The 13,608-nt window shown below is 69.6% G+C and carries 10 protein-coding genes; 1 reads left to right on the top strand and 9 read right to left on the bottom strand.

Features of this window, described 5'->3' with window-relative positions:
• Window positions 1-9: 9 nt before the first annotated feature.
• The 5 genes from HJ588_RS01135 to HJ588_RS01115 form a co-directional block, all read right to left on the bottom strand.
• Window positions 10-666: a MarR family transcriptional regulator gene (locus HJ588_RS01135; protein ID WP_171151164.1), complete on the bottom strand. Its 657-nt coding sequence runs from the start codon at window positions 664-666 to the stop codon at window positions 10-12.
• Window positions 667-860: 194 nt separating this feature from the next.
• The gene (locus HJ588_RS01130; protein ID WP_171151162.1) at window positions 861-1,319 is read right to left on the bottom strand and encodes a flavodoxin family protein; all 459 of its coding nucleotides are present in this window, start codon (window positions 1,317-1,319) and stop codon (window positions 861-863) included.
• Complete coding sequence (treZ, locus tag HJ588_RS01125) at window positions 1,316-3,127, bottom strand: malto-oligosyltrehalose trehalohydrolase (protein WP_171151160.1); 1,812 nt, start codon at window positions 3,125-3,127, stop codon at window positions 1,316-1,318. The genes HJ588_RS01130 and treZ overlap by 4 nt, the downstream gene beginning before the upstream one ends.
• Window positions 3,128-3,132: 5 nt before the next feature.
• Complete coding sequence (treY, locus tag HJ588_RS01120) at window positions 3,133-5,547, bottom strand: malto-oligosyltrehalose synthase (RefSeq protein ID WP_171151157.1); 2,415 nt, start codon at window positions 5,545-5,547, stop codon at window positions 3,133-3,135.
• 236 nt (window positions 5,548-5,783) lie between these two features.
• Window positions 5,784-7,076 (bottom strand): CapA family protein, encoded by a 1,293-nt coding sequence (locus HJ588_RS01115; RefSeq protein ID WP_171151155.1) that lies wholly within the window; start codon window positions 7,074-7,076, stop codon window positions 5,784-5,786.
• Window positions 7,077-7,238: 162 nt separating this feature from the next.
• On the opposite strand from HJ588_RS01115, the gene HJ588_RS01110 reads away from it, so the two are divergent.
• Window positions 7,239-7,673, top strand: coding sequence for a hypothetical protein (locus HJ588_RS01110; protein ID WP_171151153.1), 435 nt, complete (start codon window positions 7,239-7,241; stop codon window positions 7,671-7,673).
• Window positions 7,674-8,150: 477 nt separating this feature from the next.
• Here HJ588_RS01110 and katG read toward each other — a convergent pair whose 3' ends face one another.
• The 4 genes from katG to HJ588_RS01090 all read right to left on the bottom strand — a co-directional run bounded on the left by katG (window position 8,151) and on the right by HJ588_RS01090 (window position 13,596).
• The gene (gene katG / locus HJ588_RS01105; RefSeq protein WP_171151151.1) at window positions 8,151-10,346 is read right to left on the bottom strand and encodes a catalase/peroxidase HPI; all 2,196 of its coding nucleotides are present in this window, start codon (window positions 10,344-10,346) and stop codon (window positions 8,151-8,153) included.
• Entirely contained in the window at window positions 10,343-10,804 is a 462-nt protein-coding gene (locus tag HJ588_RS01100) for a transcriptional repressor (RefSeq protein WP_171151149.1), read from the bottom strand. Before HJ588_RS01100 ends, katG begins: the two co-directional genes overlap by 4 nt.
• A 295-nt stretch (window positions 10,805-11,099) precedes the next feature.
• Window positions 11,100-12,566 (bottom strand): bifunctional phosphatase PAP2/diacylglycerol kinase family protein, encoded by a 1,467-nt coding sequence (locus HJ588_RS01095; RefSeq protein WP_171151146.1) that lies wholly within the window; start codon window positions 12,564-12,566, stop codon window positions 11,100-11,102.
• Window positions 12,567-12,636: 70 nt separating this feature from the next.
• A complete protein-coding gene (locus HJ588_RS01090) occupies window positions 12,637-13,596 on the bottom strand; it encodes a DUF5996 family protein (RefSeq protein WP_171151144.1) in 960 nt (319 codons plus the stop codon).
• Between the last annotated feature and the right edge of the window lie 12 nt (window positions 13,597-13,608).

Here is a 13,608-nt window from a genome sequence, read left to right as displayed (position 1 = left end):
CTCGCTGCGTCAGTCGGACACCCAGCGGTAGTCGCACCCCGAGATCAGTCCCAGCGTGACGAGCACGAGCCGGTCGGCACCCATCGGCAGCGCCTTCCACGCCAGTGAAGTGCGCCGGATCAGCTTCTGCCGAAGGTGCCGTGCCAGCGCGTCACCCTGCCGCGTCAGCTCGATCCGGTCGCCTGCGCCGACGTAGAACTCCTTGCGCCACAGCAAGCCCCACTCTTCGAGGCGTGCCACGCGCTTGCCCGCCGCCTGCCGGGAGACCCGCAAGCCCTGCGCGAGTTCGGAGATGGCGCGGCTACGGATGCCCAGTGCCTCGATGACGCGCACATCGGACAACGTCAGCTGCGCATAGGTCGAGCCGTCCGCGCCGACGAACGTCGCGGCGTCCTGCAGCATCGCGTTGTCCAGGGCGTCCCGCGCCGCCCGCAGGTAGAAGGGCAGGTCGTCCAGGGTCGGCCGCTCTTCGAGATTGCCATCGCGCCGGTCCGCCGGATCGAGGTGCTCCCAGACATCCGGTATGACGAATCGCTTGTTCGGCGACAGCAACTCCTCTGGCATCGGGATCGGCGCCGGCCCGGGGAGTGGCTCGGGCCCGGTGATCGGCTCGAGCGCCGGTGCCTTGTGCAGCTCGGGTCCTCGCCCCTCGGGGTGGTGGGTCATCCCGTCGATTGTGCTCCGGTGCGACCGGCGAAATCGGTTGTCCACAGGGCCCGGCGTTCGCGAGCAGGCCGCGCGGCCGCCGGAACGATGCAGTCCTCGCCGCGATCGGCAACCTGGTTGCGGCCGGCGCAACCAGGTTGCGGATCGCGGCGAGAAGTATCCGACTCCGGTGAGAGATCGGCGTGGGAGAGCGCTCAGCCGGCCGCGACGAGGGCGGCGAGGGTGCCGCCGAGTTCGACCAGTGCCTCGCGTTGCGCGTCGGTGGGTGCGCGCAGGATCTCGACCGGTTCGGCGGCGAGGCGCCACTCCAGCCCGGTGGTGATCGACTCCAGCGAGCGGCGGGCGCCGGTGGTGTCCGACCTGCCGTGGATCCAGAAGGAGAACGGCCGCCGCGAGACCTTGCCGCGGGTGTCGTCGTAGGTGGAGTCGAAGGCGTGCTTCATCGCGCCGGACATGTAGCCGAAGTTGGCCGGCGTCCCGAGCAGGTAGCCGTCGGCGTCCAGGAAGTCGTCGATGGTGACCGACAGCGCCTCGACGACGCGGACGTCGACGCCCTCGATCTCATCGAGCGTCGCCCCGGCGAGCACCGCGTCGAGCAGGTCGCGCAGCAGTGGCGTCGGGGAGTGGTGCAGCACCAGCAGTTGCGCGCTCACGTGGCCGGATCGGCGGTGCCGGGTGACGGCACGCTCGCTGGACTTGCGTGGTCGGACTGCACGCTCGCGGGACTCGCGTGGTCGGATAGCCGCACGATCGCGACCGACTCGGCGCCGACCGTCACCGCACCATCGGCCGCGTCGACGTCGCCGAAAGCGGCGACCAGGTCACCGGGGGACGCCATCTCGTAGTCGCCCAGATTGCACACCACGAGGTAGTCGTCGCGGCGCACGGTGACGCCGCTGCCGGCCAGGCGCACGACCGGCAACGCAACGGGACGCCCCGGATGTCCGCTGCCGAGTGCCGGGATCTCGCGACGCAACCGGATGAGTTCGGCATACCAGGCAAAAAGCTGCGCGTGCTCGCCCTCGTCGGCTTCGGACCACCGGAGCTTGGAGTCCTGAAACGTCGAAAGTGCTTGCGGGTCAGGCACATCCGCCGACCAGCCGTGCTCACTGAACTCCGCGCGACGGCCCTTGGACACCGCGTCGGCGAGCTCTGGATCCTGGTGGTCGGTGAAGTATTGCCACGGCGTGGACGCGCCGAACTCCTCGCCCATGAAGAGCATCGGGGTGTAGGGGCTGGTGAGCAGCAACGCCGCACCGCAGGCGAGGCGGCGGGTGCCGACCAGCTGGGAGAGCCGGTCCCCGGTCGCCCGGTTGCCGACCTGGTCGTGGGTCTGCAGCGAGACCACGAAACGCCACGGTGCGACCGTGGCCAGGTCGACCGGCCGGCCGTGGTGTCGTCCACGGAAGCTTGACCAGGTGCCGTCATGGAAGAACGGCGTCGTGAGCACCTTCGCCAGAGCGTCGGTGTGCGCGAAATCCGCGTAATAGCCCTGGGATTCGCCAGTCAGGGCGACATGCAGCCCGTGGTGCACGTCATCCGCCCACTGTCCGTGCAGACCGAGGCCGGCGCCGTGGCCGTCGCGCGGGCTCACCGTGCGCGGGTCGTTGCGATCGGACTCGGCGATCAGCGACAGCGGACGGCGAAGCGCCGCCGACAGGTCGTCGACCCGCTCCGCGAGCTCCTCCAGGAAGTGCACCGCACGCTCGTCGAAGAGCGCGTGCACCGCGTCGAGCCGCAGCGCGTCCAGGTGGAAGTCGCGCAACCACATCAGGGCGTTGTCGATGAAATAGCCACGGACCTGGTCACTTTCGGGTCCGTCGAGATTGACCGCCCAGCCCCACGGCGTCTGATAGCGGTCGGTGAAGTACGGGCCGTAGACCGGCAGGTAGTTGCCGCTCGGTCCCAGGTGGTTGTAGACGACGTCCAGGCACACGCCGAGTCCCCGGGCGTGGCAGGCGTCGACGAACCGTTGCAGGCCCGCCGCTCCGCCATACGCCTCGTGCACCGCGTAGGGAGACACCCCGTCATAACCCCAGCCGCGCTCACCCGGGAAGCCGACCACCGGCATCAGCTCGACCATCGAAATGCCAAGCCGCACAAGGTGATCGAGTCGCTCGATCGCGGCATCGAACGTGCCGCCCTCGGTGAACGTGCCGACGTGCAACTCGTAGATGACCGCGCCCTGCAGGGGAGTGCCCGGCCAGTCGGTGTCGCTCCACCGATGAGCGTCCAGGTCGACCAGAGCCGACGACGCGTGCGGTCCGTCCGGCTGGGACAGCGACCGCGGGTCGGGCCGCTCGTCGCCTCCGTCGACGCTGAACGCGTAGCGCGCGCCGGGCGCCGCCTCGACGTTCGCGCGCCACCACCCGTCCTCGCCCGCCATGGGGACGCGCGTGCCGTCGAGCACGAGATCGACGCCACGCTCGGCGAGTGGTGCCCAGACTGCGAATGCGGTCATCGGTCCTAGTCCTCGTTCTCCAGCAGCGCGACGGGCCAGGTGCCGAGCACATCGGCCACGCCGAGATGCCCGTCGCTGACGTGCGTGACGCCGGAGATGCGATCGCGCCACCTGCCGGCGCCGAGCTGGAAGGTCGCATTGGCCCAGCCGCCGCTGCGTGACAGCCGTGCCGGAGCGCGCGTCGCGAGCGTCATGAACGTCTTGCGGCCGCCACGCCCGAAGGCCTCGGCGAGCCGCCCGGCATGCGCCGACCGACTGAAGCCGAGCAGGTGCTCGGAGCTGGATTCGACCGGTCGGTATGACGATTCGGCCCCGAACACGCGCGGATGCTCACGGCGGGCACGCAACGCGGTGGTCACCACGTGCAGCTTCTCCGCGTCCAGCGATCCGTCGCCGGGCCGGCCCAGCAACTCGCGCCGCCGGTCGTAGTCGACCGGTCGCCGGTTGTCCGGGTCGACCAGCGAGAGGTCGACCAGCTCGGCGCCCTGGTAGGAGTCGGCCATCCCCGGCATGGTCAGTTGCAGCATTTTGGCACCGAGCACCGTGGCGCGGATCGCGCGGGCGTTGGCCGCCAGCGCCCGGTCGATCGCCTCCCGCACCGGTCCACCGGTCGCGGCGGCAAGCGCGAAATCGATGACGCGGCGCTCATATTCGGGGTCGCCGTCGACCCATGCGGTGTGCAGCTTCGCCTCACGCAGCGCCTTCTCCAGGTATGCCGAGAGTCGCTCCTCGCCGATCGGCCCGACGCCGAGCAGCGTCTGCCACACGAAGTGCGCGGTCGGCCCGTCCACCCCCGCGGCCTCGGCAGCTGCCAGCGAGGCAGCCGAAATCGACTGCCACGATTGCGGATCGCCACCCACCGCCAGCAGCCGGGCGCGCACGTCCTCGCTGCGCTTGGTGTCGTGGGTGGACAGGGTCGTCATCGTGCGCGGCCAGTGCTCCTGCTGGTCCAGTGCCCAGTCGTGCAGGGCTCCCGGCGAGGAGATCGGCAGGCGGCTCGGGTCGCTGCCGACCTCGTTGAGGGCGATGAACTCGTGCCAGCGGTAGAACGTGGTGTCCTCGATGCCCTTCGCCATCACCGGACCCCAGGTCTGCTGCAGCCGGACGCCGAAATCCGTTGCGGATGCTTCGTCTTCGGCCAACGTCGTCAGGGGGACGAGAGCATCGAGCTCGGGTCGCAGGTCCGGGCGGCGGCTGACGGCCTCGGTGAAGGCGTCGCTCAGCCTGGCGCGCGCCGTCGCCGAGAGTCGATGGTCGGGCCGCACATATGCGCGGTAGACCTCGCCGGCCACGAGCAGCTCGACGACCGCCTCCCGCAGGCGCTCCGGGTCGAGGTCCGGCAGCGTCTCGCGAGCCCGCCGGGTGAGTCGGTCCACCTCGGGGCCGAGCGACTTGTCGACCACCTGACGTTTGGCGGTTTCCACCACGTGCGCGTAGTCGGGGTCGCCACCGGCGGCGACCCAGGTGTCGCGGAGCACGGACGCGTCGGCCGGGTCGGTGAGCGCCTCCTGGACGACGCGCAGCGCGTCATACCCGGTGGTGCCGGCGCACGCCCACGACGACGGCAGGCGTTCGCCCGGCTCGAGGATCTTCTCGACCCAGATCGGCGTCCCCTTCGCGCAGGCCGCGGTGAGGCGTTCGAGATAAGCGGTCGGGTCGGCGAGCCCGTCGGGATGGTCGATGCGGAAGCCGTCGATGAGCCCGCGATGGTGCAGCTGCAGCAGGAGCCGGTGGGTCTGGTCGAAGACCTCCGGCAGTTCGACGCGGACCGCGATCAGCCCGTCCACCTCGAAGAACCGGCGGTAGTTGAGCACCTCGTCCTTGTCGCGCCACGACGTGAGTCGATAGTGCTGGCGTTGCAGGAGTTCGGCGACGTCGTCCGTGGTGTCGGTGCCGAGCGCGAGCGGCCACACGTGGTCGTAGTAGCGCAACACCGGCTCGTCGCCGTCCGGCTCCTTCTCGAGGGTGATCTCACCGTCGGCGAGCACCTCGTCGAGCGGTTTGCCGAGCACCGGCAGGCCGATGCGGCCGCCGCCGGCCTTCCAGTCGATGTCGAACCAGTCGGCGGTCGCGGCGTCGCGGCCGTCGCGCAGCACCTGCCAGACCTGCCCGTTGAGCACCTCGGGGGCCACGAACGCCATGTGGTTGGGCACCACGTCCACGACGATGCCGAGGTCGCGCTCGTGCGCCGCGGCGGCCAGTGCCTCGAAGCCGGCGAGGCCACCCAGTTCGTCGCTCACGCGGGAGTGGTCGACGACGTCATACCCGTGCATCGAGCCGGGCGCCGCCTGCAGGATCGGCGACAGGTAGAGGTGCGAGACGCCGAGGTCGGCGAGATAGTCCACCTGCGCTGCCGCGTCGGCGAAGGTGAACCCCGCGTGCAGCTGCAGCCGGTAGGTGCCGGTCACTCCTCGAGCCATGTGCCCATCATGCCGAAGCGCCGACGCTGGCCCTAGTAGCGCAGGGGAGCGACCACTCTCGCTGGCCCGAGTAGCGCTGGGGAGCGACCACTCTCGCTGGCCCGAGTAGCGCGGGGGAGCGACCACTCTCGCTGGTTGAGTAGCGCGGGGGAGCGAAGCGGAGGAGCGCGTATCGAAACCAGCGCAACCAGCGCAACCAGCGACGCCGCGCAACCAGCAGCCCCAGCACTACCCCGCTACTGCACCGCCTGCGCCCCGCAGGGGTTGCCGTTCGCGGTCAGCACCGACGTAGTGCGCTGCCACGACTGCGGATTGGAGGTGGGCGTGACGAGCTGTATGACGTGTCCGCGCAAACGGTCGACGTAGGTCGGGTGGAACTTCTCGCTGATGCTGACGTTGCCGGCGGCGTCCCGGTTGAAGGTGACGTTCATGAGCACGCCGTCCTGGGTCGCGGCCGGCAGGCTCAGCACGCCGGCACCCTGCGAGGAGATGGCGTTGCCGAGGCTGTAGTTGACCAACTTGCCGTTGATCTTCTCGCACGGCTGCACCTCGTGCGGGTGGTTGCCGATGATGTAGTCGACCTGGCCGGAGTTGAGGATGCCGGTGGCGAACTGCCGTTGCTCGGGGCTGACCTGCGGTGTGTATTCGATGCCCCAGTGCATCGAGACCAGCACCAGGTCCGCGCCCTGCGCGCGGGCGGCCTTGGCATCGTTGACGATGCCCGCGACCCCCACGACCAAGTAAAGGTTCTTGCCGAACCACGGAGCGCCGTTGGGCAGCTTGGTCTGGTTGCCGATCGTGTTGTCCAGCGTCCAGCTGTAGGACAGCTGCGCGATCTTCAGCCCCTTGGCCTCGTAGAAGACCGGCTGTCCCGGGGTCGAGGCGTCCGGCCCCGGCCCGGCCGCCTTCAGCCCGACCTCCTGCATGATCTCCCGCGTCGACCGCGCCCCGGCCAGTCCTCGGTCGAAGGCGTGGTTGTTGGCGGTGCTGCAGCCGTCATACCCGGCGCCCTTGATCGCGGTGGCGAACTCGTGCGGACCGTTGATGCTGATGCCGTGGGACAGATCGGTGTCGGTCCGCGTCAGCGGCGCCTCCATCTGGCAGATCGCCACATCGGCCGCGCTCACCGTGTCCTTCACGCCCGCGAACATCGGGGAGAAGTCGTAACCCTTGCCGCCGGCGTTGCGCCGCGCGTCGGCGATGAGCTGCGGGTGCGGCAACTCGTCGCCCGACACCAGGACGGTGACCGACGCGGGCTTGCCGGTGACCCGGGGAGCGGGCTGGGCAGGCCCTGACGATTCTGCCGAACCTGACGAACCCGACGACGCCGAAGCTGATGAACCCGGCGCCGATGAACCCGGAGCTGTCGAAGGACCGCCCGCGGCGCCCTGCGACGTCGCCCCGCCACCCGACGCCGACGCCGGTGCGCCCGCGCCGGAGCCGCCGCCGCTGCAGGCGGTCAACCCCAGCAGACCGGTGGCCGCGACCGCCGCGAGCACGCGGCGGCTTCCCCCGAAATGTGCCCTCATGGCCGCCGATGGTAACCGGGCCGGCTGACCGGACTGCTCGCCCGCGACGCGCGCCGTTACCGCCTCGGGACGTGTAAGGCACACCACAGCAGCCCGATCTGCGGTAACTTCCGGGTAAGTGACCGATCAGTACGGGGGATGATCCCCGTCCGAGGAGTGCGCATGGGAATCTTCAGCTCGCCCGTCAAGGCCGCGCCCGGCTCTGACCTGAACGCTAAGCAGGAGGGGCTCCTCTGGGTAGTCGTCACCCTCGGCTCCTTCCTCCTGCTGCTCTTCCTCAACTTCATCTTCCAGCCGGACACGTCCTCGCTGCCCGGTCCGACCTGGCTCACCGGCCCGGTGATCGGCTTCGTGGTCGGCATCATCGCCTCGCTGCTGGTCAAGCCGCGCAGCTGGCAGGTGCAGTCCTGGGTGGTGCCCGGGGTCGTGCTGGTGCTGGTCATCCTCTGCGAGTTCTTCCAGGGCGACGCCCAGTGGATCGGCCAGACGCTCGCCACCTTCTTCGTCGGCTTCGGCGGCGGCGCGCTGTTCTTCCGGGCAGCCGAGAAGCAGCACGAGTACGACGTGGCGCACCGCGACGGCCGCGCCCAGCGGTAGACCCCCAGCGGTTTGGCGCAGCGTAGACGCCCGGCGCTTCAGGCGGTCGCGGACTCCGCGGCCGGCCTGCGCCATACCTCCAGCGCGACCAGGGCGAGCAGCTCGATCGTGTTGCACCGAGGGTGTTGGGGCCGATCAGCAGGATGACGATCGCGATCACGCCGCTGCGCACCGCGCCCGGCAGGTCCACCGCCCTGGGGCGCATCCGTCGCGCGGACACCCAGGCGAAGCCGCCGGCGACGACCGACGCCGCCATGGCTCCCTCGCGCAGCACTGGCCTCGCCATGCGGGACCGCCGGGCCGGCGCGGCTGCTGACATTTCCCCCTGTCGGTCATGCGTCCGACGATATGCCGCGGCCGCCACCCGTTGGGAGGAAGCGGTCAGACAACGGGCGAGGGAACGGGCCGGGAAACCAGCGGGGAGACAGCGAAGGGCCCGCGGATACCGCGGACCCTTCGCCGTTGCAGGTGGTGCGACTACTTCTTCTTCACGTCGAACCGGTCGTTGTCCATGACCTTCGCCCACGCGGCGACGAAGTCCCGCACGAACTTCTCGGCGGCGTCGTCGGAGGCGTAGACCTCGGCGATCGCGCGCAGCTCGGAGTTCGCGCTGAAGACCAGGTCGGCGCGGCTGCCGGTCCAGGCCTGGCCGTCCGGGCCGGTGGCGACATACGAACCCTTGGTGTCGCCGGGCTTCCAGTCGGTGGTGAGCGCCAGCAGGTTGACGAAGAAGTCGTTGGTCAGCTGGCCGACGCGGTCGGTGAAGACACCGTCCTTGTTGTCGCCGGTGTTGGCGCCGAGCACCCGCAGACCGCCGATCAGCACCGTCATCTCCGGGGCGCTCACGTTGAGCAGGTTGGCCCGGTCGATCAGGTGGTATTCCAGCGGGGCCACCGGCTCGAAGTCGGTGTAGTTGCGGAACGCGTCGATGCGCGGCTCCAGGTAGGCCACCGACTCGACCTCGGTCTGCTCCTGGGTGGCGTCACCGCGACCCGGCGTGAACGGCACCTCGACCTCGTGCCCGGCGGCCTTGGCCGCCTGCTCGACGCCGACGTTGCCGGCGAGCACCGTGGCGTCGGCGAAGGAGATGCCGGTGTCCTGCGCGATTTGCTCCAGCTTGGCCACCACCGGGCCGATCGCCGCCGGGTCGTTGACCTTCCACGACTTCTGCGGCTCCAGGCGCAGCCGGCCGCCGTTGGCGCCGCCTCGCTTGTCGGAGTTGCGGTATGACGCAGCGGCCGCCCAGCCGGTCTTGACCAGGTCGGACACCGAGAAGCCGGCGTCGGCGATCTGCTGCTTGGCGGCGGCGACCGCCTCCGGGCTCGGTGCCTGGGTCGCCGGCACCGGGTCCTGCCAGATGAGGTCCTCGGCCGGCACCTCCGGTCCGAGGTAGCGGGACTTCGGGCCCATGTCGCGGTGGGTCAGCTTGAACCACGCACGCGCGAACGCGTCGGCGAACTCTTCCGGGCGCTCCATGAACCGGCGCGAGATCTTCTCGTATGCCGGGTCGAAGCGCAGCGCGAGGTCGGAGGTCAGCATGCGCGGCTCGCGCTTGCCGTCACCGGACGCCTCCGGGACCATGTCGGCCCCGCCGTTGTTGACCGGGCGCCACTGCTTGGCGCCGGCGGGGGAGTCCATGAGCTCCCACTCGTAGCCGAACAGGATGTGGAAGAACTCGTCGTCCCAGCGGGTCGGGTGGTAGGTCCAGGTGACCTCCAGGCCGGAGCCGATGACGTCGACGGTCTTGCCGGTCTGGAAGGGCTGCTTCCAGCCGATGCCGTTCTGCTCGATCGGGGCGCCCTCGGGCTCGGGGCCGACCTCGTCGGCCGGGGCGGCGCCGTGGGTCTTGCCGAAGGTGTGGCCGCCGGCGATGAGGGCGACGGTCTCCTCGTCGTTCATCGCCATCCGGCTGAAGGTCTCGCGGATGTCGATCGCGGACTTCAGCGGGTCGGGCTCGCCCTCCGGGCCTTCGGGGTTGACGTAGATCAGACCCATCTGCACTGCGGCCAACGGGTTTTCCAGGTCGCGGTCGCCGGTGTAGCGCTCGTCGCCGAGCCACTCGGTCTCTGGGCCCCAGTAGACGTCGTCGTCCGGCTCCCAGGCCTCGGGCCGTCCGCCGGCGAAGCCGAAGGTCTTGAAGCCCATGTTCTCCAGCGCCACGTTGCCGGCCAGGATCATCAGGTCACCCCAGGACAGCGCCTGGCCGTACTTCTTCTTGACCGGCCACAGCAGGCGGCGGGCGCGGTCGAGCAGCACGTTGTCCGGCCAGGAATTGAGCGGGGCGAAGCGCTGCTGACCGGTGCCACCGCCGCCGCGGCCGTCCTGGACGCGGTAGGTGCCGGCGCTGTGCCACGCCATACGGATCATCAGCGGGCCGTAGTTGCCGAAGTCGGCCGGCCACCACTCCTGCGAGTCGGTGAGCATCGTGTTGATGTCGGCCTTGACCGCTGCGAGGTCGAGCTTTTCGAACGCGGCCGCGTAGTCGAAGTCCTCGCCCAGCGGGTTGGCGACCGCGGGGTTCTTGGCCAGGATCTTCAGGTTGAGGCGCTCCGGCCACCACTGCTGGTTGGCGTCACCTTGCGTCGGCGGGATGAGGTTGTGCATGACCGGGCATTTGCCGCCCGCATCCTCATCGTTGATCTCAGCCAGAGGCTGTTCGTCGGTGGTGCTCATGACTTCCTTTCGGTGTCCTGCTGAAGGGTGGGCGAAACTCGTTGCGCGGCAGCGCAATCGGGACACACCCCCCAGTAGATGACCTCGGCTTCGTCGATGCGGAAGCCGTGGTCGTCCGGGGTGTGCAGACACGGGGCCTCGCCCACGGCGCAGTCGACGTCGACGACCGCGCCGCAGGAGCGGCAGACCAGATGATGGTGGTTGTCACCGACACGCAGCTCGTAGCGCGCGCTGGAGCCGGCCGGCTGGATGCGTCGCACCAACCGGCTGTCGGCGAAGGTGTTGAGGCAGTCGAAGATCGCCTGCCGGGAGACGGCCGGCAACTGCTCGCGGACCGCCTCGGCGATCACCGCGCTGTCGGCGTGCGGGTGGTCGTGCACGGCACTCAGCACCGCGAGGCGAGGTTGCGTCACGCGCAGACCGGCCCCGCGCAGCGTCTCCTCGAAGTGGCCCGGCACGTGATCACCCTTTCGGGTTTTCTGGACCAAGTCAAGTCTTCTGCGCTGGTCGAGTAGCCGGGTCTTGTTGGTCGAGTAGCCGGGAGGAGCGCAGCGGGGGACGGCGTATCGAGACCACCGGCGGCTTTCGCGGGGTCGTTGCTGGGCTGATCTCGATACGCGGCTCGTTCCTCGCCGCTACTCGATCAGCGAAGACTGCCGCTCGATCAGCGAAGCTGTGCTGGTCGAGTAGCCGGGAGGAGCGCAGCGGGGGACGGCGTATCGAGACCCAGCCTCCTATCGAGACGAGCCGCGCTCAGAACGCCGCGTCGTGACAGAACACCGTGAGCGCGCGCCGGTCGACGCGCACGTGCAGCGCGTCGGTCGTCTCGCCGAGCTCGCCGTCGCGGGCGACCCGGACCGGCCCGCTCAGCACGTCGATCTGCAGCTCCGGCGCGCTGAGTTCGTGGTAGCGCTTGTTGCGCGCCAGCTGCCCGGTCAGCAACGCTGCCAACACTTTCAGCTGCCCGATCGGTCCGGCGACGTCGAGCATGCGAAGGTCGACCAGGCCGTCGCTCATCTGCTCCCGGAAGGCCGGCGCGAAGCCGCTCGGCTGATACCTGCCGTTGCCGAGGAAGAGTAGGTTGATCTCGCTGGTGGTGTCGTCCACCCGCACCCGCAGGGTGCGGTCCTTGACGACGAGCGCCGCCCACACCGCGGCGAGCGGCTTGCCGACGCGTCCCTCGTACTTCTCTCGGATCTGCACGAAGTCGGTGTAGGCGCCGATGCTCGCGGTGTTGAGGAAGATCTTGTCGTTGAGGTATGCCGCGTCGACCTTGTCCGCGGTGCCTCGTTTGACTGCCGTTATCGCGGCGTCCAGGCCGAACGCGCCGACGTCCTTGGCGAAGTGGTTGAAGGTGCCGGCGGGGAAGACCGCGAGCGGCACGTCGGCCGCGATCGCGGCCGACGCCGCGGAGCGGACGGTGCCGTCGCCGCCCGCGACGCCGAGCACCTGTGCGCGAGAGGCGGATTGGCGCATCACCTGCTCAACGTCGTCCTCCTTGCGGAGCTCGACGACCTCCACGTCCGGCAGCTTGCGTTGCACCTTGCGCAGCACGTCGGCGCCCTGCCCGCTGTGCGACGCGGGGTTGACCACGAGCACGACGCCGCGGCCGGTGGGGCGCTCGCCGAGCTGCAGGGGAGCGCGGTGGTGCAGGTGCTTCTCAGGTGGCGCCGCCGGTGGCACGAGCTTGCCGCCGATGCGGGCCACCGTGCTGCCGAGGAACCAGCCGGCGACGACGTCCGACGGGTAGTGCGCGCCGGTCGCGACCCGGGACACCCCGACCAGTCCGGCGAGTGCGCGCAGCGGGTAGGCGAGGGCCGGCAGCTCGAGACTCACCGCGGTCACGAACGCGGCCGCACTTGCGGCATGGCCACTCGGGAAGCTGGTCGAGGTCGGCAGTCGCCGCGACATCCGGCTCAGTGGCACCGAGCGCAACGACGGCCGCGGGCGCCGATTGGTCCGTTTCGCAATCTGATTGGTGATCAGGCTGCTCACCGCGATGGTCGCGACACCACGCATCGCCGCACGTTGCGCGCGCCGTTTGCGGCTCACCCCGAGCAGGGCGGCGATGCCGAACCAGAGCTTGGAGTGGTCGGCAGCATTGGTGAGCCGGGGCATCAGGCGGTCGAGCAGCGGGCTGTCGGTGGTGGCCAACGCCTCGAACACCGAGACGTCGAGGTCGTCGACGTCCTGCACGATGCGGGCTGTCCAGTCGGGCATCGGTGGTGGCGCCTTCCGGGTAAGAGGTCAGTAGGAAATGGTTCAGTGGGAACGGGTCAATGGGAGTGGGTCAGTAGAGGGGCGACCGGTCGGCGCCGTGATAGATCTCCGCGTCGAGCCGGTGGGGGTCCACGTCGAGCAGTTTGCGGTCCCACTTGGCGAGATCGGCTGCCAATCCATAGGTTTCGTTGAGGAAGGTCAGCACCATGGTGTCCGGGTCGTCGCTGGTGCGCACCTCGTCGTAGGGCAGGATCCACTCGCCCAGCGTGTCGTCGAACCTGCCGACGCTGACCTTGCCGCTCCGGAAGCCGTCGGGCTCGGGGTAGGCGTAGGAGTAGAACGACCCCTCAGGCGAGCCCCCGGCCCAAAAGCCCGCCGCGAAGTTCTCCCGGCTCTCCGCCTCGTCCATCACCCACGACGGCAGGTTGGGCACGTGCAGCGCGGGCGGCGGCTTCGGCGCGCCCCGGCCCGAGAACCGCACGCAGGACAGGTCGAGTGACCCCCAGAAGAGCTGGATCGGGCTGTCCTTGCCGGCGAAACCGGCCCGCCAGATCATGAAACTCCTTTGCACAGCGACCAATTGGCGCCAGAACGTCTGCACCGCCTGCGCGTCGTACGGGCGGTCCTCGGTGTCCTCGGCGAACGGCACCGCCGGGTCGACCTCGTTGGGGCTGGGCACGATGTCGCAGCGCAGGCGCAGCTCTTGCAGCGCCTCCTGCACCTCGTCGTAGAAGGTCGCGACCGACTTGGCCTCCAGCGCGATGGAGACCTGCCGGCCGTCGGCGCGGCGCAGGTAGAACTTGTGGTCGATGAAGTCGAACTCGGCGTCGAAGGGATGACCCTCGAAGAACATCATCCCGGTGCGGAACCCGCGGGCGCTCACCTGGAAGGTGACATTCCACCAGTGATTGACCAGCGGGGTGGAGACCATCTCCATCTTGCCGACGATCTGCAGCCACAGGTGCAGCGTCTTGCGGGTGTCGGTCCAACTGTCGACCGCCAGGGCCGGCCAGGTCTCGGTGTCGCTCATCGGTGGTCTCCG

Source organism: Flexivirga aerilata, assembly GCF_013002715.1.
Lineage (GTDB): Bacteria > Actinomycetota > Actinomycetes > Actinomycetales > Dermatophilaceae > Flexivirga > Flexivirga aerilata.
Note: the sequence above shows the minus strand (reverse complement) of the source record. Positions and strands in the feature narration are given on the sequence as shown.